At 61.7% G+C, this 22,523-nt stretch carries 17 protein-coding genes, 1 tRNA gene and 1 pseudogene; 11 read left to right on the forward strand and 8 right to left on the reverse strand.

Annotated elements, in window-relative coordinates:
• Positions 1-1,515 (forward strand): tripartite tricarboxylate transporter permease, encoded by a 1,515-nt coding sequence (locus ACZ9A3_RS18150; RefSeq protein WP_045197603.1) that lies wholly within the window; start codon positions 1-3, stop codon positions 1,513-1,515.
• Positions 1,508-2,539, forward strand: coding sequence for an AbrB family transcriptional regulator (locus ACZ9A3_RS18155; RefSeq protein WP_093380044.1), 1,032 nt, complete (start codon positions 1,508-1,510; stop codon positions 2,537-2,539). Before ACZ9A3_RS18150 ends, ACZ9A3_RS18155 begins: the two co-directional genes overlap by 8 nt.
• 45 nt (positions 2,540-2,584) lie before the next feature.
• On the opposite strand, the gene ACZ9A3_RS18160 is transcribed toward ACZ9A3_RS18155, so the two are convergent.
• The 4 genes from ACZ9A3_RS18160 to ung all read right to left on the reverse strand — a co-directional run bounded on the left by ACZ9A3_RS18160 (position 2,585) and on the right by ung (position 9,912).
• Positions 2,585-4,849 carry an autotransporter outer membrane beta-barrel domain-containing protein gene (locus ACZ9A3_RS18160; RefSeq protein ID WP_476252975.1) on the reverse strand — a complete coding sequence of 755 codons (2,265 nt, stop codon included), beginning with the start codon at positions 4,847-4,849 and terminating at the stop codon, positions 2,585-2,587.
• 221 nt (positions 4,850-5,070) lie between these two features.
• Positions 5,071-6,963 carry a hypothetical protein gene (locus ACZ9A3_RS18165; RefSeq protein WP_476252976.1) on the reverse strand — a complete coding sequence of 631 codons (1,893 nt, stop codon included), beginning with the start codon at positions 6,961-6,963 and terminating at the stop codon, positions 5,071-5,073.
• A gap of 190 nt (positions 6,964-7,153) precedes the next feature.
• Entirely contained in the window at positions 7,154-9,091 is a 1,938-nt protein-coding gene (locus ACZ9A3_RS18170) for a hypothetical protein (RefSeq protein WP_258594699.1), read from the reverse strand.
• A 128-nt stretch (positions 9,092-9,219) separates the two neighbouring features.
• Positions 9,220-9,912 carry a uracil-DNA glycosylase gene (gene ung / locus ACZ9A3_RS18175; protein WP_045197592.1) on the reverse strand — a complete coding sequence of 231 codons (693 nt, stop codon included), beginning with the start codon at positions 9,910-9,912 and terminating at the stop codon, positions 9,220-9,222.
• A 126-nt stretch (positions 9,913-10,038) separates the two neighbouring features.
• Between ung and ACZ9A3_RS18180 the strand changes: the two genes are divergently transcribed.
• Positions 10,039-11,148 carry an enoyl-CoA hydratase/isomerase family protein gene (locus ACZ9A3_RS18180; RefSeq protein WP_045197589.1) on the forward strand — a complete coding sequence of 370 codons (1,110 nt, stop codon included), beginning with the start codon at positions 10,039-10,041 and terminating at the stop codon, positions 11,146-11,148.
• Between the two features lie 8 nt (positions 11,149-11,156).
• Here ACZ9A3_RS18180 and ACZ9A3_RS18185 read toward each other — a convergent pair whose 3' ends face one another.
• On the reverse strand, positions 11,157-11,534 hold the full coding sequence (locus tag ACZ9A3_RS18185) for a hypothetical protein (RefSeq protein WP_045197905.1): 378 nt from the start codon (positions 11,532-11,534) through the stop codon (positions 11,157-11,159).
• Between the two features lie 213 nt (positions 11,535-11,747).
• Here ACZ9A3_RS18185 and ACZ9A3_RS18190 point away from each other — a divergent pair, with 213 nt between their 5' ends.
• From ACZ9A3_RS18190 to ACZ9A3_RS18210, 5 genes are all read left to right on the forward strand, one after another.
• Complete coding sequence (locus tag ACZ9A3_RS18190; RefSeq protein ID WP_045197587.1) at positions 11,748-13,238, forward strand: sensor domain-containing diguanylate cyclase; 1,491 nt, start codon at positions 11,748-11,750, stop codon at positions 13,236-13,238.
• On the forward strand, positions 13,235-13,456 hold the full coding sequence (locus tag ACZ9A3_RS18195; RefSeq protein ID WP_045197585.1) for a cysteine-rich CWC family protein: 222 nt from the start codon (positions 13,235-13,237) through the stop codon (positions 13,454-13,456). Before ACZ9A3_RS18190 ends, ACZ9A3_RS18195 begins: the two co-directional genes overlap by 4 nt.
• Positions 13,457-13,483: 27 nt before the next feature.
• Positions 13,484-14,176 carry a pseudouridine synthase gene (locus ACZ9A3_RS18200; protein WP_476252977.1) on the forward strand — a complete coding sequence of 231 codons (693 nt, stop codon included), beginning with the start codon at positions 13,484-13,486 and terminating at the stop codon, positions 14,174-14,176.
• Between the two features lie 322 nt (positions 14,177-14,498).
• The gene (locus tag ACZ9A3_RS18205; RefSeq protein WP_045197581.1) at positions 14,499-15,383 is read left to right on the forward strand and encodes an alpha/beta fold hydrolase; all 885 of its coding nucleotides are present in this window, start codon (positions 14,499-14,501) and stop codon (positions 15,381-15,383) included.
• Between the two features lie 157 nt (positions 15,384-15,540).
• A tRNA-Gly gene (locus ACZ9A3_RS18210) sits at positions 15,541-15,614 on the forward strand.
• A 58-nt stretch (positions 15,615-15,672) separates the two neighbouring features.
• Here the strand turns inward: ACZ9A3_RS18210 and ACZ9A3_RS18215 are convergent.
• Entirely contained in the window at positions 15,673-16,077 is a 405-nt protein-coding gene (locus ACZ9A3_RS18215; protein ID WP_176794224.1) for a DUF2388 domain-containing protein, read from the reverse strand.
• 148 nt (positions 16,078-16,225) lie between these two features.
• Here ACZ9A3_RS18215 and ACZ9A3_RS18220 point away from each other — a divergent pair, with 148 nt between their 5' ends.
• From ACZ9A3_RS18220 to nadS, 3 genes and pseudogenes are all read left to right on the forward strand, one after another.
• Entirely contained in the window at positions 16,226-17,923 is a 1,698-nt protein-coding gene (locus tag ACZ9A3_RS18220; RefSeq protein ID WP_093380016.1) for a SulP family inorganic anion transporter, read from the forward strand.
• Positions 17,924-18,043: 120 nt separating this feature from the next.
• Positions 18,044-18,175: pseudogene (locus tag ACZ9A3_RS18225) on the forward strand (type II toxin-antitoxin system RelE/ParE family toxin); the annotation flags it as partial.
• Positions 18,176-18,177: 2 nt separating this feature from the next.
• Complete coding sequence (nadS, locus tag ACZ9A3_RS18230) at positions 18,178-18,465, forward strand: NadS family protein (RefSeq protein ID WP_093380013.1); 288 nt, start codon at positions 18,178-18,180, stop codon at positions 18,463-18,465.
• Between the two features lie 9 nt (positions 18,466-18,474).
• Here the strand turns inward: nadS and ACZ9A3_RS18235 are convergent, their stop codons facing one another.
• Together ACZ9A3_RS18235 and ACZ9A3_RS18240 are read right to left on the reverse strand one after the other, a co-directional pair.
• The gene (locus tag ACZ9A3_RS18235) at positions 18,475-20,070 is read right to left on the reverse strand and encodes an alpha/beta hydrolase-fold protein (RefSeq protein ID WP_476252978.1); all 1,596 of its coding nucleotides are present in this window, start codon (positions 20,068-20,070) and stop codon (positions 18,475-18,477) included.
• A gap of 7 nt (positions 20,071-20,077) precedes the next feature.
• On the reverse strand, positions 20,078-22,492 hold the full coding sequence (locus tag ACZ9A3_RS18240; protein WP_476252979.1) for a TonB-dependent siderophore receptor: 2,415 nt from the start codon (positions 22,490-22,492) through the stop codon (positions 20,078-20,080).
• Positions 22,493-22,523 lie beyond the last annotated feature (31 nt).

Genomic DNA, 22,523 nt, shown 5'->3' on the forward strand with positions numbered 1-22,523 from the left:
ATGGATACGCTTGGTTATCTCGGCCAGGGCTTCGGCGTCGCCCTGAGCCCCTACAACCTGGTTACCGCCCTCGCCGGCACTCTGATCGGCACCGTGGTCGGCCTGCTGCCGGGCCTGGGCCCGATCAACGGCGTGGCGCTGCTGATCCCGATTGCCTTCGCTCTCGGCCTGCCGCCGGAGTCGGCGTTGATTTTGCTGGCAGCGGTGTACCTGGGGTGCGAATACGGCGGGCGGATCAGCTCGATCCTGCTCAATATCCCCGGTGAAGCGTCGACGGTCATGACTACCCTCGACGGCTACCCCATGGCCCGCCAGGGCCTGGCCGGGGTGGCGCTGTCGCTGTCGGCCTGGAGTTCGTTCATCGGCGCCTTTATCGCTACCTGCGGCATGGTGCTGTTCGCGCCGCTATTGGCGAAATGGGCGATTGCCTTCGGCCCGGCGGAGTATTTCGTGCTGATGGTGTTCGCCATTGTCTGCCTGGGTGGCATGGCCGGCGACCGGCCGTTGAAGACCTTCATCGCCGCGCTGATCGGGCTGTTTCTTTCCAGTGTCGGCATCGACGCCAACAGCGGCGTGTACCGCTTCACCGGTGACAGCGTGCACCTGGCCGATGGCATTCAGTTCGTGGTGCTGGTGCTGGGGCTGTTCTCCATCAGCGAGATTCTCCTGCTGCTGGAAAAAACCCACCATGGCCACGAAGCGGTGAAAGCCACCGGGCGCATGCTGTTCAACTTCAAGGAAGCGGCCTCGGTATTCGTCGTCAACATTCGCTGCGGCCTGCTCGGTTTCATCATGGGCGTGCTGCCCGGTGCCGGCGCAACCCTGGCCAGCGCCGTGGCCTACATGACCGAAAAGCGCATCGCCGGTGCCAGCGGCACCTTCGGCAAGGGCGACAAGCGCGGCCTGGCCGCACCGGAAACCGCCATCGGCGCCTCCTGCTGCGGCGCCCTGGTGCCAATGCTGACCCTCGGCGTACCCGGCTCGGGCACCACCGCCGTGATGATCGGCGCCCTGACCCTGTACAACATCACCCCGGGGCCGATGCTGTTCGCCCAGCAACCGGACATCGTCTGGGGCCTGATCGCGTCGTTGTTCATCGCCAACATCATGCTGGTGATCCTCAACATCCCGATGATCCGCATCTTCACCCGCATCCTCGCCGTGCCGAACTGGGCGCTGGTGCCGGTGATCGCGATCATCACCGCGATCGGTGTGTACGCGGTGCATGCCACCACCTTCGACCTGTTCCTGATGATCGGCATCGGTATCTTCGGTTACATCCTGCGCAAGCTGGACTTCCCGCTGTCGCCAATCTTGCTGGGCTTCATCCTCGGCGGGCTGATGGAGCAGAACCTGCGCCGCGCGCTGTCGATTTCCAATGGTGCCCTGGACATCCTCTGGTCGAGCCCGATCAGCATGAGCGTGTGGGGCCTGACCATCGCCATGATGCTTTTGCCGCTGCTGCGCATCTGGCGCAAGCGCAGCCTTCAGCGTCGTGCCCTGGCCGATGTCTGATGGCCGCTTGAAACTGTACTGGGCCACCGGCCTGGTCGGCCTGGCCGGCGGTTACCTCGCCAGCAGGGTCGGCTGGCCGCTGCCGTGGATGGTCGGCTCGTTGCTGGCGATCATCCTCGTGCGTTGCCTGACGCCCTGGCAATTGAGCGAGATCCCCGGCGGGCGCAAATGCGGGCAGTGGATCATCGGTATCGGGATCGGCCTGCACTTCACCCCGGCGGTGGTCGAGCAGGTGGCGAGCAACTTCGGCCTGATTTTCTGCGGGGCGCTGATCACCAGTGTTTCCAGTGTGGTCGGGGTGTGGTTGCTGCGCCGTACTGGCGAAGACCGGGCCACAGCGTTCTTTTCCAGCATGCCCGGTGGCTCCGGGGAGATGGTCAACCTCGGCGCCCGTAACGGTGCGGTGCTCAGCCAGGTGGCGGCAGCGCAGAGTTTGCGGGTGCTGGCGGTGGTGCTGTGTGTGCCGGCGCTGTTCAAGTTTTTGCTCGGCAATGGCGTGCCGCTGACCCACGCCGGGAGCGTGCACTGGGGCTGGCTGGTTGTGATCTGCCCGCTGGGGGTGTTGCTGGCCCTGGGCTGGCAGCGTTTGAAACAACCCAACCCGTGGCTGTTCGGGCCGTTGCTGGTGGCGGCGGTGGCCAGTGTCAGCGCCAACCTGCAGGTGGCCCTGCCCGATGGCGCCAGCCAGATCGGCCAATGGCTGATCGGCAGCGGTCTGGGTTGTCACTTCAACCGCGCGTTCTTTCGCCGGGCACCGTCGTTTCTCGGCCGCACCTTGATTGCCACGGCGCTGACCATGTTGATCGCAGGCCTTGCGGCGGGTGTGCTCAGTGTCATGACCAACCTCGACCTGCGCTCGCTGACCCTGGGCATGATGCCCGGCGGCATCGCCGAAATGAGCCTGACCGCCGAAACCCTGCAACTGTCGGTGCCACTGGTCACGGCGCTACAGGTGATGCGTTTGCTGTTCGTGCTGTTTCTGGCCGAACCGTTATTCAGGCACTGGGACAAACGCTGCGACTGAAACAAAAAAAGAGGAAGCCAAGGCGTCCTCTTTTCAGTTACGCGCTTACCAGGTGAAACGCACGCCGACGTTGGCACCGAACGGCTTTTCGATCTTGTCGCCGTTGCTGTAATCGATATCGGCATGCAACTGCAGGCGCTCGGACAGCGACACGGCAATACCGGCACCGACCTCGGCACGCGAGCCGGACAGGTCGTTGTTGAACACGTTGTCGTTGACCTTGACCTGGTTGTTCTTGGCGAACTCGTGCACCGCGGCAGCGCGCAGGTACGGCTGGGCAAAGCGCCCCTCGCCAAGATCAAAGTTGCGACCTACCGTGGCACCGGCCTTGCCGAGTACCGACATGGTGCGGTCACCTTCAGCCTTCAGGCCGCTGTCCAGGTCGTAGGATGCACCCTGGATGCTCACTGCCGACACTTGGGCGAAAGGTTCAACGAAGTAGCCGTCATCGAGCTTGATGTGACGACCGAACTCGGCCGACGCACCGACGCCGTTGGTCTTGTAGTTGCCCTTGGCCTGGCTGCCGTCGCTCATGGCCACCTTGGACTTGTTGTCGAAGCGGTTGACCTTGGCCACCGCGTCAAAGTAGTAACCGCTGTCCTGGTCCAGCCAGGTGGTGTAGGCACCGGCGTAGTAGCTGTCGACCGTACCGGTAGTACCGCGGCTCAGGTCCAGGTCGGACTTGCTATGACCGGCCAGCACACCCACCAGCCACTGGCTGTCGCCCACCTGGGCATCGGCACCCAGGGTGAAGCCCTGCTGGGTTTGCTTGTAGGCGGTGCCAGACGACTCGGCAACGTTGTACTTGCTGCCATAGGCACGGCCCCAGGCGCCGCTTTTACCTTCGTTGTAGCGCAACTCGCCCATGCGGGTGCGCAGCGACGACAGCTCGCCATACCACACGGTCGGTGCGGTATTGAACAGCGCCAGGACCGAACGGGTGCCGGGGCTGATGACTTTCTTCTCGGTGTCCAGGTGCCAGTCGTTGCCTTCCTTGGTCAGGTCATAGGAAAACGCGCCCAGGTCGACAGGACCGTTCACCAGGCTGAACTCGGCATCGCCGCCGCCGGTAGTGACCACGGTGATCCGCTCGACAGCGGCCGGGTCGTGACCACTGGCACTGATGGCGAGGGTGTGCTGACCGTTGGCCTGACCGCTGACATTGAGCAGGTCGCCTTCGCCAGTGGCGAAGTCAGCCGACATATGAAAGGTGCCGTTGCCAGACAGCTCTCCCAGGTCCAGGCGATAGAACTGGCCAGGCTCGCCAAACTGCACATGGCCGCCCTGCAGGCTCAATTGTTCAACCTGGCTGTCACCCACCAGCGCCCAGGTACTGTCGCCGTTGAGCGCCAGTGCGTCGACGTTTTCCAGGCGCCCCTTGAACAGCGATTGATCGTTCAGGCTCAGTTGCGCCGCGCCGCCAGTGGCGACAATCACATCACCTTCCAGGCTGGCATTGCTCAGGGTCAGTTGCGCAGTGCTGCCATCGCCTACCTGAATATTGCCGACCAGGTCGCTGCGGCCAATCTGCATCTCTGCCGAACCACCGTTCTTGAGCTCAAGCAGGGTGCCATTGGCGCCTTCCAGGCTCGAACCATTGAGTACGTCGATACGGGCGGTGGTTGCAGAATCCACCACCAGGGCCGGCCCTGCTTCCCCGATCACTTTGCTGTTGTCCAGCAGCAAAGTCGGCGCCTGCTCGTTGGCTTCAGAGCCATAGTATTCATGAGACAAACGCACACCGCTCTCGGCGCCCTTGATCACGCTGTTGTGCGCCTGGGCCTGGCCGCCGATCATCAACAGACCATCAGCCGTAGCACCGGTCAGGCTCGAGTCTTTGAGCGACAGATTGCTATAGGCGCTGAGGGTTGCACCGAATCGGCCACCGTTGATTTCGCTGCTCTGGACCTGGACCTCGGACCCGGTCGCCGAACCATCGAGCAATCGGCCAACCGTCAGGCCGTTGCCCTGGGCGCTATCGATACGTGCGTTGGCGATACGGGCGGTACTGCTCACCAGGGCAACAGCGTTGTTCGAGCCGACGGCAGTGACGGTGCCACCCTCGATGTTCAGTTGGCCCTTGCGCACTTGAATGTGCTCGGTCCGCGCACCCTGGACATTCAGAGTGGCATTTTCCAATACGCGATAGTTGTAGGACGGCGTCCCCGAGGTAGCGGTAAAGGTCTGGTTGCTTTCGACAACCTTGGTGATAGCCAGGGCCTGAGCCGATGCGATCACCAAAGGTGCGACAAGGGCTGCCTGCAAGGCGCACGAAAGCGCCGAGGGTTTGAAGATGCTTGGTTTGGTCATGAGATTCTACTCCGCAGCATTGAGACTATTCAGTTCCGGATTAAACAGAGCCAACTAGTTCAAGCCCCGTTTGTTCGGAGCGCAGAATAGAAACTTCTGACAGAATCTTATGTAGGAATATTCCTCATAAGAAGTAGGCGTAATCAACAGGCAGTGTCGCGCCCATATAGATAAAATGAAGCCGAGCATTGCTCGGCCTCATTCATTATCAAACACTCAGCTTATGGCCTTCCTGGGCAAAGCCCGGTCCCCTCTTCGCCATAGTAATCGTAAGATTTCACTGGAGAACGGCCAATATCCTGGCCACCACGTTCCTGAATCCAATATAACTCGACATATCCGCTGCGCAGCGGCTCCATGCAGGGAACCCACGGGATAGTAAGGTTTACCCCAGTATCAACTTCGTTCTGATTAAGCACCTGCCGTGAAAACGAAGAACGCGTCGATTCGACAGGTACCCTATCGACAAAGCCTTCCAGACCTATCCAGTGCACCGTAACGGTGTCGTCTACTTGAAGATTTTGAGCATCAACAATCTTGACAGTTACCCCATTCCACGGCGTGTCCACGCAAGCAATAGCGTGTGAATGTACCACGACTAACGTTGGCTCGTTGACCTCTACCAATGGAGTGGCACTGACATCCACCAACTGACTACCCGACGACTGAAAATTGGTGGTAGTGGCATTGGCAAAAATCTTGTAGAACAGCGGAATGTCTGTTCCATTGCCAACCGTGGCAATATCGTCCCAGCTGATTTGCAACTCGATCAGGTCACCGGGATTGTCTGTGCTCCGCACTGTGTAAGTGGCCACCAACAGGTTTTCCGGTCCATAGTAAAGCCGAATAACCTCCCCCATCTGCGCAGGACCATAAAGGGTAAAACTGACGTCGGCAGGCTGGCCTGCATCCTCTGGGCGCAAAAGATTCAGCTCACCCGTCGACGAGGTCAGGAGTGGAACATCAAGCACCGGGTTGGCCGGATCGGGCTCGCCTGGGTTAGGCGGCCCAATCAACTTCAGGTCTACCTCCACGTCCAGTACCAGGGAGTGATAGGTCTTGCTACGGATGACTTCATAGCGCACCTGGGCCGTATGCGCGGTCCCTTCGACGCCACTGGAGATAACTGCCCACGGTGCGGTGAACGGTAAAGGCCAGTTAGGCGTGGGCGGCAGCAAGACCCGACCCACATAAATTTCATTCCAGTAAACGCGCACTTCGTCATTCGACGCCGCATTGGTATACTCATCCACCTCGATCAGCACCCCCTCACGTGCTTCGACAATATCAATGGGCGCAGCATCCACCCTGGGTGCCAGCAAGTCGATGGGTGTTGGCTCAAGGATGACGAACACTGGCTGGCGGTACGCCAGGCTAGTCGGATTGCCGGCCCGGTCCTCCAGTATATAGGTCACCCGTTTGAGGCCAGGCCCGGCAAGGAGCAGCTCGTCCTTTGTCATCTCTACAATGATAGGTCTTTCGCTGACCACCCCGCCCTTATTGGGTTGGGACTGCTCATCGCCAAAGAGGATTGCCCAATAATCACCCACTTGCGGGTCAAGGTAGTCTGGAATCTGCAACACTAACTTATTGTCGTGAGCTTCCAGATACTCGGGCGTCACCGTAGCCTCCTCCAGATCCAGCGGAAGAATGATGGCGTCCGGGAAACCACCATGAGTCGGATTGAGCCTGTCTACTGTTACCCTAAGACTCTGCGAAGTCCCCTTATTGGGGTTTCTGGAGTTGACGACTTCAAAATAGACAATTTTCTCACCGTGCGACTCAAGCACCGGGTCTTGTAGCAGCACGGGAGTGGGGTTCGAGTCTGCATGGGGCACAGGTTTCTCAAAGGAATAAACCGGCCTTTCGTTAATATAAACGGTTACCGTATCGATCGAATTTGGCGGCCCCACGGTAGAGAAAGCCGGAATATCCACCTTGAGCCCTTCTGGAATTTTCGGTGTTCGTAGTAAATTAATTTGCCCCCCGGGGATATTCGGTTCTGTGTTAGTAGGCACCGGCGGATTATACAAGTTTCGAAAACTTCTAGGCTGTGGGGCCCGTGTTTTGGCTTTTTCGGCTGACGCCTTGGTTGTCGCTTCAAACTTGGTCATCTTGGTATCTCCTGCAAATAGAAATAGGCTTGGAACACCATCAGCACCTCAGTCGACCCAGCCGCCGTCCTGCCAAGCAACGGCATTGCGGGGGCGAAGCCAAACCTTTTTTCAGAGCAAAACGTCGTCTTGTTTATTGCAACTGCGCAATCACTTCAGCGTATTGAGTCAACATCCTTGAACACAGTATTCACGCCTCTAGATCACAATACAGGCCCGTACTCAGATCGATGACTGACAACCTCGCACGGGCCAACCCCGACTCCCCCACACCACTACCGTCGCCTTTCTCCAGCCGATAACGGACATTACCGCCCCCCCCACCCGGCGCACTTCGAGCCGCCAACTTGATCAGCGGGTCGTAGGGCAATACGGTGAACCTGTAGCCATGCTCGGCTTCGAGGTCTTCGCGGGTCAGAACATGCTCGAAACGTCCCTGGGTTCCAGGGATCGGGTTATTGCCCGATTGGTTGTAGTCGCCCTCCCAAAGCAGGATGAGCTTGTCATCCACCTGCAGTTGCGGGTCTTTGGGGATCTCTACCCGAACGCCCAACCATGGCTGTTCTTCGCAACGTATCCATTGATTGGTCTTGGCATCTGGAAAGGTGGCGGGCGCCAGGCCTTCGATGACTCGCACCTCGACACGCACGGATGTTACGGGTGACCGTTGCCGGTTAACCCCATTGAACGTGGTGTACTGCATCGGCAAGGCAGGTGAATTGCCGACACTATGGATAATCGCCCAAGGAACCCTCAGCACGCTCAATTGCCCGCCAACATCCTCAGCCTTCACCTCGTAGCGATCCACCGCCTGCGGATGACTGCCCCAGAACAGTTCCAGCACCTGACCGAATTGCGGGTTGTCATACAGAAGGATCTCGACGCGCGCGTCCTGCCCGGCATCGGCGCCTGTGAGCACATTATCGGCTGTCGTGCCCTTGACTACAGCCGGTAGCAACAAGGGGTTGACCGGATCCGGGCCGGGAGGCGGACCGGCCACCGTCAGGTCGATGTCTACCCATAAGGTCGAAGAGGTGAGCGAAGCCCCACCGCGTCGCCAGGTGTAGTGCACCCGATCAACAAAAGGTGCAGCAAAACCTCCTGCCGCTAGAATTGCCCAACTGACCGGGGCCTTTAAAGGCCATTGCTGGTTCTCGGCAATGGTGATGAGGCGAAGCGCCAGCCCGCGCCAGTAGACCTGAACCTGATCGCCTTGCTGTGCGTCGCTGATGACGTCGATGTGAACCTCGACACCTGCACGGGCATCTTCCAGGTCAATCAGCCCATCGACATCGAACCTGGGCACCCGAGGGTCAGGCAGGTCGCCCGGCAATTCATCCAGCACTACCTCAATTGGCTGGACCTCGGACGTTGGCCCGCGATTACCGGTTCGATCTTCCAGGCGATAGTAGGCGTTATGCGGGCCTGAACCGCTCTCTCGGACCAGCATCGCATCGTATCGCACAATGATCGGCGCATTGACATCGGTGATGCGCAACTCACCGGCATAGGGCAGTTCGCGTGGTTGCTCATCCGTATCGATAACGGGCAACTTTTCCCAGTAGTAGGTCAGCAGGTCGCCCACCCTGATATCTGGCCAAGGCTCGACCCGGGCATCGACCGTGTCGTGCCGGCTGAGATAATCCTCGGTAACGCCGCTGATCAGGACTTCCTGGTCAAACTGCAGGGGTGTACCTTCTTCGTCGCCATTGGGCGCCTGCTTATCGATGAACAGGTGCGTTGCGTGCGAAGTGGACGGGTTCAACGATACCGTAACGCGGTACTCGACCCGGGCGGGGCCAGGCGCCGCCATGTACTCCGAGGGCATCTTGCAGACAACCGGGATCACATCATCCGGGATCACTGGCTGAGAAAAGGTAAATGTTTCAACTACGTCGTTTCGCCAGAGAAATTCAACTTTTGTATCCACGCCCGGAGGAGCGGCATTGTAATCCGCCCAGATCTCCCTGATGCTGATTTCCAATGGGCGTAACTGGTCTTCCCTGCGGACCAAATGCCCCAGCACGTCATCTTCCGTCAACTCCATAGCGGCCGGAACGAACGGCGCGGCGTAGCGCTCCCGGGGATTTACCGGTTCATCAGTAGCATCAGAATCGTCCGAGCCCATGGCGACAGTTCCTTCCAGCGAAGAGCACCCTGGCAGCGAGCCTGTAGCTGGCTGCCGTGGAAAACCTGGAAGTATTAGATGCCTATTTCAAATCGGCCGAAACTGACAAAAATGCTAGGTACCCGGCGTTAAACCGGTGGCAAACGCCAGTCGATCGGGGTCAGTCCGCACTGCTTTAGGAAGCGGTTGGCCTGGCTGAAATGGCCGCAGCCGAGAAAGCCACGGTAGGCCGACAACGGCGATGGATGCACCGACTTGAGCACCAGGTGCTTGGTGGCATCGATCAGTTTCTGCTTGCTCTGGGCATGGGCGCCCCAAAGCAGGAACACGCTGTTGGGCTGGTGCTCGCTGACCACTTCGATGATGCGGTCGGTGAAGAACTGCCAGCCCTTGTTGGCATGAGACGCGGCGTTGGCGCGCTCGACGGTCATGGTGGTGTTTAGCAGTAATACGCCCTGCTCGGCCCAGGACTGCAGGCAGCCGTGCTTGGGGATTTCGATGTTGAGGTCACGCTGCAGCTCTTTGTAGATGTTCACCAGCGACGGCGGCGTTGCCACCCCCGGTTGCACCGAGAAGCACAGGCCATGGGCCTGGCCGGGGCCGTGGTACGGGTCCTGACCGAGGATCACCACCTTGACCTGGTCCAGCGGGGTGGAGTTGAGGGCGTTGAAGATCAGCGGGCCAGGTGGGTAGATCTCTTTGCCGGCAGCGTGCTCTTCGCGCAGGAACTCGCGCAACTGGTGCATGTAGGGCTGGTCGAATTCGGCGCGCAGGGCCTCTTTCCAGCTCGGTTCAAGTTTGATGCGATCGTCGTCAGTCATGGTCGGGTCCGTAAAACAATGGCGCGACACTAGGAAAGCTGCCTGCGCTTGTCAATCGATCCGACCGGCGACCGCCGAAATCGCCAGCAGCGGCCATACTTGTGCGGATCAACCACGAGGTCGCCCATGGCTGCAGTACAGTGCGAAGAACTCACCGGCGTCGACGGCGCGCGCATCGGCGTTGCCACCCTCAATACGCCGCAAACCCTCAATGCCTTGTCGCTGCCGATGATCGAGGTACTCGACGAACAGCTCAAGGCCTGGGCCGATGACCCGGATGTGGTCTGCGTGCTGCTGCGCGGCGAAGGCGCCAAGGCCTTCTGCGCCGGTGGCGAGGTGCGCAGCCTGGCCCAGGCTTGCCTTGACCACCCCGGCCGGGTACCGCCCCTGGCGGCGCAGTTCTTTGCCGCCGAATACCGCTTCGACTACCGCCTGCATACCTACCCCAAGCCGCTGATCTGCTGGGGCCACGGCCATGTGCTGGGTGGCGGCATGGGTTTGTTGCAGGGGGCCAGTGTACGCGTGGTCACCCCCAGCAGCCGCCTGGCCATGCCGGAGATCAGCATCGGCCTGTATCCGGATGTCGGCGGCAGTTGGTTCTTGTCGCGCCTGCCCGGCAAGCTGGGCTTGTTCCTCGGCCTTACCGGCGCGCCGATCAACGCCAGCGATGCCCTCGACCTGGGCCTGGCCGACCGTCTGCTGGGCGAAAGCCAGCAGGAAGAGTTGCTCGACGACCTGCTGCAATTGAACTGGCAGGAGCAGACCGCCCTGCAGCTCAACAGCCTGCTCAAGGCCCAGCAGAACGGCGCCCAGGCGCAAAGGCCCGAAGCCCAGTGGCTGCCCAGGCGCCAGCAGATCGACGCGTTGCTGGATGTCGCCGACCCGGTGTGCGCCTGGCGTGCCATCGCCCAGCTGCGCAACCACGCCGACCCGCTGCTGGCCAAGGCCGCGCAGACCATGCTCGAAGGCTGCCCGCTGACCGCGCACCTGGTCTGGGAGCAAATCCAGCGTGCCAAGTACCTGTCGCTGGCCCAGGTGTTCCAGATGGAATACACCCTGAGCCTCAATTGCTGCCAGCATCCGGAGTTCAGCGAAGGGGTGCGCGCGCGGCTGATCGACAAGGACCAAAAACCGCGCTGGCACTGGGCAGATATCGCCCAGGTGCCAACGGCGGTGGTTGAAGCGCATTTCAGCAAGGCGTGGGAAGGTCGTCACCCCTTGGCGGACCTGGCCTGAATGGCGCCTCAGCGACGCCAGTTGCGATCCGGCCAGCCGTCACGGCTGCGCTCGTGACGTGACGATCCCTGGCGGTAGCGGTCATGGCCGCGCCCCGGGTAAGGCTTGTAGTAGTTATGCGGCGTTTCCCGGTAATAGCCGTGGGGCGCCGGACGGTAGTAATGCGGTGGCGGCGCGTAGTAACGCGGCGGTGGTGCCACGTAGTAGCGCGGCTGCGGCGCTACGTAGTAGCCGCGGCTGTAGGGATACGACGGCCGGTAGTAACCCGGATAGCCATAGCGATCGGCGGTGTAGACCTCGGTGCGGTAGTAACCGTTACCTCCATAGGGGACACAGGCGGTGGTCAGCAAACCCAACACTGCAAGCAGCAAAAGTCGGCGATACATGGCGGCCTCCCGGACCGCGAAACTGCCCATCCCAGCGGCGCTGGTCGGCGTCGATCGGCAAGTGTTCATCGACATTGAATAAGACTGTCAAAACCAGGTCCGGTGCCATTGCTGCAATAAATTGATACAAGGCCGATACCCTTAAAAATCGTAAAGTTATTTTTCTGCCACACCACTAGAATGAAGGCCATTGGCCTACAGACCGGGAATGTCATGCCGCCTCGTTCCGCCCTGTTTTCGCAGCGCTCGCTGATCCTGACATTACTGCTGTTGCTCGCCTGCGGCTTCTTGGCGACCTCTCTGCTCAGCTACTTCGCCTCACGCAGCTCGATTCGCGACAACATCGTCAACACCGAACTGCCGCTGACCTCCGATACGGTCTATTCGGAAATCCAGAAAGACCTGGTACGCCCGATCCTGATCTCGTCGATGATGGCTCACGACACTTTCTTGCGCGACTGGGCCCTGGGCGGCGAGCGCGACACCGCCCAGGTCACCCGTTACCTGGACGAAATCATGCGCCAGCACCACGCCTATACGGCGTTCTTCGTCTCCAGCAACAGCGGTATCTATTACCAGACCAAAGGCGTACTGAAGAAAATCGACCCGCAAGAACCCCGTGATGCCTGGTACCAGCGGGTACTGAAAATGAACACGCCCTACGAGATCAACGTCGACCTCGACATGGCCAACCAGGACCGCCTCACGGTGTTCATCAACTACCGGGTGTTCGATTACGACGGCAAGTTCATCGGCGTTGCCGGCATCGGCCTGACGGTCGAGGCGGTGATCCGCCTGATCGACGATTACCAGCAGCGCTACCAGCGCCAGGTGTTCTTCGTCGATCCGCAGGGGCGTATCGTACTTACCGGCTCCAATGGCGGTCCCCATGGCGCCAGGACCGGGCAGCCGCTGGTCGAACTGGACGGGCTCGGGCAAATGCCACAACCGGTCAGCGGCAGCCATGAATACAACAGCAGCGATGGCCATAGTCATTTCCTCAACGTGCGCCTGGTGCCGGAGCTGAACTGGTACCTGTTCGTCGACAAGCGCGAAGACGGCGCCATGGATGCCATTCGCCAGTCGCTGTACCTGAACCTGGCGATCTGCGCGATGATCACCCTGGTGGTGTTGTCGCTGCTCAATGCCATGGTCAAGCGCCATCAGGACAACATCGAAGCCCTGGCCACCCTCGACAGCCTCACCGGCCTGCCCAACCGCCGTGGCTTCGACCTGCTGGCCGCGCAAGCGCTGCAAGAAGCCCAGCGCGAACCCAAGCCGCTGATCGCCCTGCTGATCGACCTCGACCACTTCAAGGCGCTCAACGACACCCATGGCCACCTGGCCGGCGACGAAGTGCTACGCCAGTTCGCCCAGGTGCTGGAGGAATGCCTGCGCCATGCTGATATCATCTGCCGCTGGGGTGGTGAGGAATTCATCGTGCTGCTCAAGGACACCGACAGCCAGAACGCCGCGGCGGTGGCCGAAAAAATTCGCAGCAAGACCGAGGCCCTGGCCTTTACCTATGCCGAGCAGCCGATCCACCTGACCGCCAGCATCGGCTTGAGCAACCTGCAGGCCGACGATACCCTGCACAGCCTGATCGCCCGCGCCGACCGTGCCCTGTACCGGGCCAAACAAAGTGGGCGCAACCGTGTCTGCAGCGAGATACCCCGAACCGACCATGAACAGCCCCGATCATGAATGACAGCCGCCGCTGCCCCGCCTGCGGCGCCAGCAACGATTGCAGCCTGGCCGACCCGCGCACGGCCGCCCAGGCCTGCTGGTGCTACGGCGTGAGCATCGACCCCAAGGTACTCGAAGCCCTGCCCGCCGAACTGCGCAACCAGGCCTGCCTGTGCCCGCGCTGCGCCGAGGTCGAGGCGCAATTGCAGGCAGCCAAGGCCACGCCAGCCGGTTAAACTGTCGCGCCCTGCACCTGGTTTTGTATGCGTCTCGATCGCTTCCTCAGCAACCTGCCCTGCTTCAGCCGTCAGCACGTGCGTTTGGTGCTGGTCGAACGGCGCGTGCGCGTGGATGGCCAGCAGGTCAGCGATCCACGCTTCGAGGTGCGCGAATTCAGCCGCATCGAGGTCGACGAGCAACTGCTGCAGGCCGGGCGCCCATTGCGCTACCTGATGCTGCACAAGCCCCAGGGCTGCGTCAGCGCCACCCAGGACCCGCAGCACCCCACGGTGATCGAGTTGATCGACCAAGCCGACACCGAAGATTTGCACATCGCCGGGCGCCTGGACTTCAACACCACCGGGCTGATGCTGCTGACCAACGATGGCCTGTGGTCGCGGCGCCTGACCCAGCCGCAGACCAAGCTGCCCAAGGTTTACTACGTCGAGACCGAGCAGGAGATCGGCGAGCACTACATCGAGAAATTCCGCCAGGGTTTCTACTTCGCCTTTGAAGACCTCACCACCCTGCCCGCCGAATTGACCTTGCTCGGCCCACGCAGCGCGCGCCTGAGCATCGTCGAAGGCCGCTACCACCAGGTCAAGCGCATGTTCGGCCACTTCGACAACAAGGTCGTGCGCCTGCACCGCGAACGCATGGGCCCGTTGCAGCTGGACCCCGACCTGCAGCCCGGTCAGTACCGCGCGCTCTACCCTGAAGAAATCCGGGCAATCTGAGCCTGCGACCGCCTGGCGGAAAATTTTCGTCAATTGCCCGAAAGGCACTTGCGGGTTGGCCGGGTGCCTGCTTGAATCCAATCGTCGGTCTGCATGTGACCAGCCAGTCACGATCGTAGTCCAAGACACCTTTTTGCCAGCGACCAGTGCCTCGAAGCCCCGGCGTCCGGCAGATTGCCCTCCTAGAACAATACCGGTCGACCAACGTGCCACATGGATCGACCAGGGCCCTCAGCTTCTCTTCAAGGCGTATGCCTACCTGTCATAAAGAACGCGCATCCTTGCATGTGCGAACACCCTTTTTGCGCCAGGAGTCGACGACATGAGGCCAGAAATCGCTGTGCTTGATATACAAGGTCAGTATCGGGTTTACACGGAGTTCTATCGCGCAGATGCCGCTGAGAAGACGATCATCCTGATCAATGGCTCGCTGGCCACGACGGCCTCGTTTGCCCAGACGGTGCGCAACCTGCACCCGCAATTCAACGTGGTGCTTTATGACCAGCCCTACGCCGGCAAGTCCAAGGCGCACAACCGCAACGAACACTTGCTGACCAAGGAAACCGAAGGGCAGATCCTCCTGGAGCTGATCGACCACTTTGGCGCCGATCATGTCATGTCCTTCTCCTGGGGCGGCGCCTGCACCCTGCTGGCCCTGGCGCACAAGCCGCGGCGCATCGAAAAGGCGGTGGTCAGCTCGTTCTCGCCGGTAATCAACGAACCGATGCGCGACTACCTCGAACGCGGCTGCCAGTACCTGAGCGCTTGCGATCGTTACCGGGTCGGCAACCTGGTCAACGACACCATCGGCAAGCACCTGCCGTCGCTGTTCAAGCGCTTCAACTACCGCCACGTCAGCAGCCTGGACAACCACGAATACGCGCAGATGCACTTTCACATCAACCAGGTGCTCGACCACGACCTGGGCAATGCCCTGCGGGCGGCGCGGGTGATCGACATTCCGGTGCTGTTCATGAATGGCGAGTGGGACGAATACACCACCACCGAAGATGCCCGCCAGTTCGGCCAACACGTGCGCAACAGCCACTTTCGCGAGATCCGCGCCACCGGCCACTTCCTCGACATGGAACACAAGGCCGCCTGCCGCGATACCCGCGAAGCCCTGCTGGGTTTTCTCAAACCTGCCCTGAAGGAATCGCGCCCGCGTTACAGCTACACCCAGGAGCATCATGCACTGGCTATCTGAGCGACACGGTCGCCGGTAGCGCAGCCTCCTGCATCAACGGCCCAAAAGGCCAAACAGAAGATGCACGACCTCGCGCTACTGGCCACCGGCAGATGACGCTTAAGCAACATAGGGCTTCAAATCGCGACGAAGTTCTGGTACAAAGTCAGCCCTGAAAGCGGGTGTCGTATAATGGCATTACTCCAGCTTCCCAAGCTGATAACGAGGGTTCGATTCCCTTCACCCGCTCCAGCTTCCTTCAGGTTTCAGCGCCGCTGAGGCCTTGGCCACCGCCCTGGTGGCTGTTTCGCTAGATCCCCTTCGCTTCGGCTGCTGCCAGCACCAGTATTCCCTGGGCCAGGTCGCGATCCGTTGCGCCTGGCGCACGCCCTTCGCTACGCAACCAGTTCAACGCCGATTCCAGATAGACACCCCGGTAAGCCCCGTCGCTGGCAATGAACGCCGCAGCATCGTCGCGAGCCTGCGCCATCACGCGTTTGCCATCTTTGCCGGAACTGGCCTCAGAGGCCATGGTGGGTCCATAAGTGGTTGCGCCAGTGAGCATGAAGGGCAGATAAAACGTGGCTCCAAGGGTCAACATGCCATCGACGTCGCCGCCGCTACCAAAGATGTCGCCCTGGCCCTGGGCACTACAGCACCAGGCCAGGCTCAGCAACATTGCGCGCTTTTTCCAGCGATTGATCCTGCGTTCCATCGGTATCCATTCACTGTCCCTGTAATCGGCCGGCATTCTCCACGGCTTGAGCCAGACTTAACAGCAGTGTTTTTGACTTGGCGCCCTGCCCAGGCGCCGCGCGCTGCGCTTTAATAGCCCACCGCGAAACACTCGAAAGGATCCGTGCATGTTTCTCTCCCGCTGGCTGCCTGGCCTGGCCAATCTGTTGCAGTACCGCCGCGAATGGTTTCGTCATGACCTGCAGGCCGGCCTGTCGGTGGCGGCGATCCAGATTCCCATCGCCATCGCCTATGCGCAGATCGTCGGCCTGCCACCGCAGTACGGGCTGTACGCGTGCATCCTGCCGATGATGGTCTATGCGCTGATCGGCAGTTCGCGGCAGTTGATGGTCGGCCCGGATGCCGCCACCTGCGCCATGGTCGCCGGGGCCATTGCGCCACTGGCCATGGGCGACCCGGCGCGGCTGGCGCAGTTGTCGGTGATTGTCACCATCCTCGTTGGCCTGATGCTGATCGGTGCCGGGCTGGCGCGAGCCGGGTTCATTGCCAGTTTCTTCTCGCGACCGATCCTTATCGGTTACCTCAACGGTATCGGCCTGAGCCTGCTGGCCGGGCAACTGGGCAAGGTGCTGGGCTTTCAGATCGAGGGCAACGGCTTTGTCCTCAGCCTGATCAACCTGCTGCAGCGCCTGGGCGAAATCCACTGGCTGACCCTGGTGATCGGCGTTGCCGGGCTGGGTTTGCTGATCTGGTTGCCGCGCCGCTACCCGCGCCTGCCGGCGGCGTTGGTCACCGTGGCAGTGGCCACCCTGGTAGTCGGGCTGTTTGGCCTCGACCGCTTTGGCGTGGCGATCCTCGGCCCGGTGCCGGCCGGCATGCCGGAACTGGCCTGGCCGCAAACCAATCTGGAAGAAATGAAAAGCCTGTTGCGCGACGCCCTGGGTATCGCCACCGTGAGCTTTTGCAGCGCCATGCTGACTGCCCGCAGCTTTGCTGCCCGCCATGGCTATGCGATCAACGCCAACCATGAGTTCCTTGCTCTCGGGGTCACCAATATCGCCGCTGGGGTTTCCCAAGGCTTTGCCATCAGCGGCGCCGACTCGCGCACCGCGGTCAACGACATGGTCGGCGGCAAAAGCCAGTTGGTCGGCATTATTGCCGCCCTGGTCATCGCCCTGATCCTGCTGGCCTTCACCACGCCCATGGCCTGGATTCCCCAGGCTGCCCTCGGTGCGGTTTTGCTGATGGCCGGCTGGGGGCTGATCGATGTGCAGTCGCTGAAAAAAATCTACCGCCTCAGCCGCTTCGAGTTCTGGCTGTGCGTGCTGACTACCGTCGGCGTGCTCGGCGTCGGTGTGCTGCCGGGCATCATCATCGCTGTGACCCTGGCGATCCTGCGTTTGCTCTACAGCATCTACCAGCCTACCGATGCGGTGCTCGGCTGGGTGCCGGGCATCGAGGGCCAGGTCGACATCCGCCGCCACCAGGATGCGCGCACGGTGCAGGGGCTGGTGGTGTATCGCTTTGACGATGCGATCCTGTTCTTCAATGCCGACTACTTCAAGATGCGTTTGCTCGAGGCGGTGCAGCGCGAGGAGCAGCCGCGCGCGGTGCTGTTCGATGCCGAAGCGGTCAGTTCCATCGATGTCAGCGGCATTGCTGCCCTGCGCGAAGTGCGCGATACCCTGACAGCCCGCGGCATCTACTTCGGTATCGCCCGGGCACGCGGGCGCTTCTTGCGCATGCTGGTGCGCTCGGGGATCGCCCGGGAGATGGAGAACGGCTTGTTGTTTGGCTCGGTACGCTCGGGGATCCGGGCGTATCGGTTGTGGCGCAATCGCAGTCGTAAGGAAGAGAACAAATGAAGATCCGTCCCACATCTTTTCAGGATGCACGCCTCTGACGTGTCCGACCTGGAGCTATTAGCCTTGGGGCTCCTGGTGAACGCTGAAACACGACGGTATCGAAAGATGAAGTCATAGCTACGGGTCATCTACTACCACTTTGTTTCGGCGTCACAAATTGCAATGCTGTTCATCTACTCCAAGAACGAACAACAGGACCTCGACCCGAACCAACGAAAAGCACTGAAGGCCGTTATCGAGAACTGGAGGTAAGCGTGAGTGCATTCTTTGACGAACTGATGGAGAGCGTAAAGCAGATGGACGAAATCGTCCGCGGCGAACGCCAGCCGTCACGCGAGTTCTCTATCGATGCTGTTCAGGTCAAAACCATCCGCAAGGCAACCGGCCTGTCGCAGGCCAAGTTTGCCGCCATGATCGACGTCCAAGTTGGCACGTTGCGCAATTGGGAACAGGGCCGCAGGGAGCCCACAGGTCCGGCCAAAGCCTTGCTGAGGGCGATACACAACGACCCTGAACATGTTCTTGAGGCGCTTTCTCGCTGAGCCCCGCCGTCAGCCTGGCTGACAGGCTTTCGGCAACTGCTGCACCTCGCCGATCAAGCTGATCAAGCCACACGGCAGGCTGCCCCGCCACTGCAAATAATCATGCCCGGCCGGGTACTCGACCTGCTCCACCGCATACCCCTTGGCCAGCAGAACGTCACGCAGATGGCGGTTGGTGTCGAGGATTTTCGGCCCTTCGAACAGGCCCGACTGCAGGTAAAAGCGCAGCGCTTGCCTGGGCGCCTTGACGTATTCGCGGGTGAGCCAGCCCGGCTCTTCGCCCTCACGTCCCCACCAGTAGGAACCGGACATGCTCAAGACATTGCCGAACAGCTGCGGGTGCTTGAGACCCAGGTAGGCCGACGCCAGGCCGCCGTAGCTGGAACCGGCCACCACCGTGCGTTCTGACGCTGCCGCAAGACCTTGCCGGCGCGCCCAGGGCATCAGTTCTTCAGCCATGAAGCGGGCGAACTGCGGGTTGGGCGGCAGTTCCTGCTGGCGGCTGAGGTCACTGGGGTTGGCGATGATCAACGCCGCGGTCGGCGCGATCAGGCCATCGGCGATCAGGTTGTCGAGAATCGTCGGGGTCGGCACCTGGCGGGTATAGGCGTGGGCATCGAACAGCACCAGCAAACCCTGGCCCTTGGCGCCCGGCTGCCACTGCGCCGGGCGGTACAGGTAAACGTCACGCTCGTTGCCGAGCAATTTACTGCTCAACACCTTGCGTTCCAGGCTGCCCCGAGCAATGCCGGGACGCTCGGCAACCCAGGGTTGCGCAGGCGCTGCCGCCAATTCCAGGCGTGAGCGCGAGAGGAACGGGTCGCCGCTGCCATCGGCAAAGCCGTTGGGGTTGAGTGGATCGCGGCGGGTGCTGGCGAGGATCATCCGCCGATCATCCGAGGCCGGCACGTCCGGGGCCATCTGGTAGCTCAAGCGCGCAGACGCCGGCAGCAGATAGCTGCGAAACCACACGTCGCTGTCGCCCAGGCGTTGCAGTTCATCATGATTGCCCGAGGGCGCGCCGAACACCCGCACGTTGTCCCGCGCTCCGCGCCAGAGGAAGGTCACCAGGGCCATGCCGGGCTGGTCTGCCACGCTTTCGACCATCGGCGTGCCCTGCTGCTGACGGGCCTGCCAGAAGGCTTCGGTACTCGCGCCCTGAGCCAGCTGTTGCTGCAACTCGCGCAGGGTCGGGCTTGGCAACGGGGCGGCCGTGCGCTTCTGCTCGCTGGCCGCGATTACTTGCTTCAGGGTCAGTGCATAAGTGGCTTGCGCGCGGCTGGCCAGCGCCTCGGCGCGCAGGCCATAGGCGCCATCGCGCTCGGCGATGAAAATGAACTCGCGCGGCTGGTCCTGGCCATCGATGAGCAGCCGTACAGGTTGGCCCTGGGCATCGAGCAGGCGCAGGCTGGCATCGCCCTGCAGCCGCCCCTGAACCAGGTCGCCGGCTTTGAGCTGCAAGGTCCAGACCGGTTGCTGGCCCTGGGCAAAGCTGGCGCTGACGGTTTGCCCAGGTTGCAGGAGGTTGCCGCTACTGGCCATCGCGCTGCCACTCATGCACAGGGCCAGCGCCAGGGCGCAGCGCCATTGATTGAATATTTGCATGGTCACCTCAGAAATCGATGCTGGCGGAGAGTTTCAGCGTGCGCGGCTCGCTGACCGTGGCGTAACCGTCGTTGAACACTCCGGCCCAGTAGGCGCGGTTCTCGACGTTCTCCAGGCTTGCGCGCAGCACCACGTCCTTGCTGAGGATACGCGTGCTGTAGCGACCGCCGAGGTCATAGCGGGTCCATTGCGGGATCTTCAGGTCGTTGGCGCTATCGAGGTATTGCGAGCTGCTGTGGATGCCCAGCGCGGTCAGGGTCAGGCCCTCGATCCAGGGGGTGTCCCACTCGGCGCCGAGGTTGGCCGACCAGGCCGGCACGCCACGGGCGGTGTTGCCGTCAAAGCTGCCGCCAGCGGTGCGGGTCAGTTCGGCGCGGGTGTAGGTGACGCCACCGAGCAGGCGCACACTCGGGGTCAGCGAGCCGAACAGGTTCCATTCCACGCCACGGTTACGCTGCTCGCCATCGTCGGTGTAACGGTTGCTGGCGCGGTCCAGAAGCATGCTCGGCTTCTCGATCTGGAACACGCTGAGGGTGTGGGTGAAGTCGCCCAGGTCCCACTTGACCCCGGCCTCCATCTGCTTGGCCTTGTACGGGGCGAACTGCTCGCCGTAGTTGGCAGCGGCAAGGTCGGTGACCATGCCGCCCTGGGTCAGGCCTTCGATGTAGTTGGCGTACAGCGACACCGGCGCGTCCCAGGGCTTGAGCACCAGGCCCAGGGCCGGGGTCAGGGCGCGTTCGTCGTAGGCCGGGTTGCTCATCTTCTGCCGCACCCGTTGCGAACGCACGCCCAGGGTCAGCAGCACCTTGTCGTCGATAAAGCCCAGGGTGTCGGCGACGGCGAAGCTGGACAGGGTGTTGTCGCCGGTCTTGTCGCTGGAGCCGATATCGCCGGCAATGATCGGCTTGCCCGGGTGGTAGATGTTGGTCACGTATTTCTTGCTGGTGACGGTGGCGGCGCGGCCGATGTCCTGGTGCAGCAAGGTGGTGCTCAACACCACCTGGTGGTTCACCGGGCCGGTGACGAAGTTGCCACGTACCCCGGCTTCGGTGGACAGGCTGTGGGTGTAGCCGGCCTGGTTGTAGGTCTCGCCGCTGGCATCGCCGTTGGCGCCGGTGACGATCACCCGGGTGCCATTGAGAAAGCCCTTGTAGCGGGTGCGGGCGCTGCCGACGCTGGCGTAGGCGGTCCAGTCATCGTTGAGGTCGTATTCGCCGCGCAGCACCACGGCCTTGCTGACTTGCTTGGCGTAGATGCCGTCGAGGATGTTGGTGTCCGGTTTCGGCGCCTTGGTGACATGCCCCAGCTTGCTGAAGCCGGCCATCATCGGGCTGCCGTCTTCGAGCTTTTCATGGCTTTCGTAAGCGTCCAGCTCGAGCTTCCAGCCATCGCCGCGATAGTCCATGCCCAGCGACGCCAGGGTGCGGTCCTTGGACTGCTGGTCGACACCGGTTTCGCCGCTGCCGTAGACGCCGTTGAAGCGGATGCCGAAACGCTGCTCATCGCCCAGGCGCCGGCCCAGGTCGATATGGTTGGCGATATAAGCGTCGGACACGTAGCTGCTGGTCAGGCGCGTCAGCGGTGCTTCGCCGGCGCGCTTGGGCACCAGGTTGATCACCCCGCCGACACCGCCGTTGGGCGCCATGCCGTTGAGCAAGGCGCCGGGGCCCTTGAGCACCTCGACACGTTCCAGAAACTCGGTCGCCACGTGGCCGTCCGGGGCCAGGCCGTACAGGCCGTTCAGCGCAAGCTCGGTGGAATCGAGGGAGTAGCCACGAATCATGAAGTTCTCGTAGGCGTGGCCTTCGCCGGTACTGAAGCGGATCGACGGGTCGTTGCGCAGCACCGCGCCAACCGTGCCGCTTTGCTGGTTTTCCATGTGCTGGGCGGTGTAGGCGGTGACGTTGAACGGCGTCTCCATCACCTCGCGATTGCCCAGCATGCCCAGCCGCGCGCCACGGGCGACCTGGCCACCGCTGTAGGTCTCGGGGATGCCGTTGGCGTTGCTGTTGGCGTTGATGTTCAGCTCGCCAAGGGTCAGGGCGCCATCGCTGTCGAGGCTGCGCAGAATGATCACGCCGTTCTCTTCGCTGGCCACCAGGCCACTGTTGGCCAGCAAGCGCTGCAAGGCCTGCTGCAAGGTGAACCGACCCTGCAAGGCCGGGGCACTACGGCCAGCCAGCAACTGGCTGTCGGCGGCGATGGCCACCCCGGCTTCGCGGGCCAGGGCATGCACCGCGGCTTCCAGGGACTGGCCCGGCAGGTTCAGGCTCAAGGCCTGCGCATCGGCGGCCAGAGCGCCGGCATGGGCCGCGCTCAACGGCAACAGGCTGGCGCTGCCCAGGGCACAGGCCAGCGCCAATCGACGCAGGGTGCCGGGAAAAGCCACAGGGTGTGCCGGGCGGGCATGGGGAAGCGACATGATCTGTCCTTGCAGAGGTGGGTTCAGCGAT

The organism is Pseudomonas sp. TE4620 (assembly GCF_056279045.1).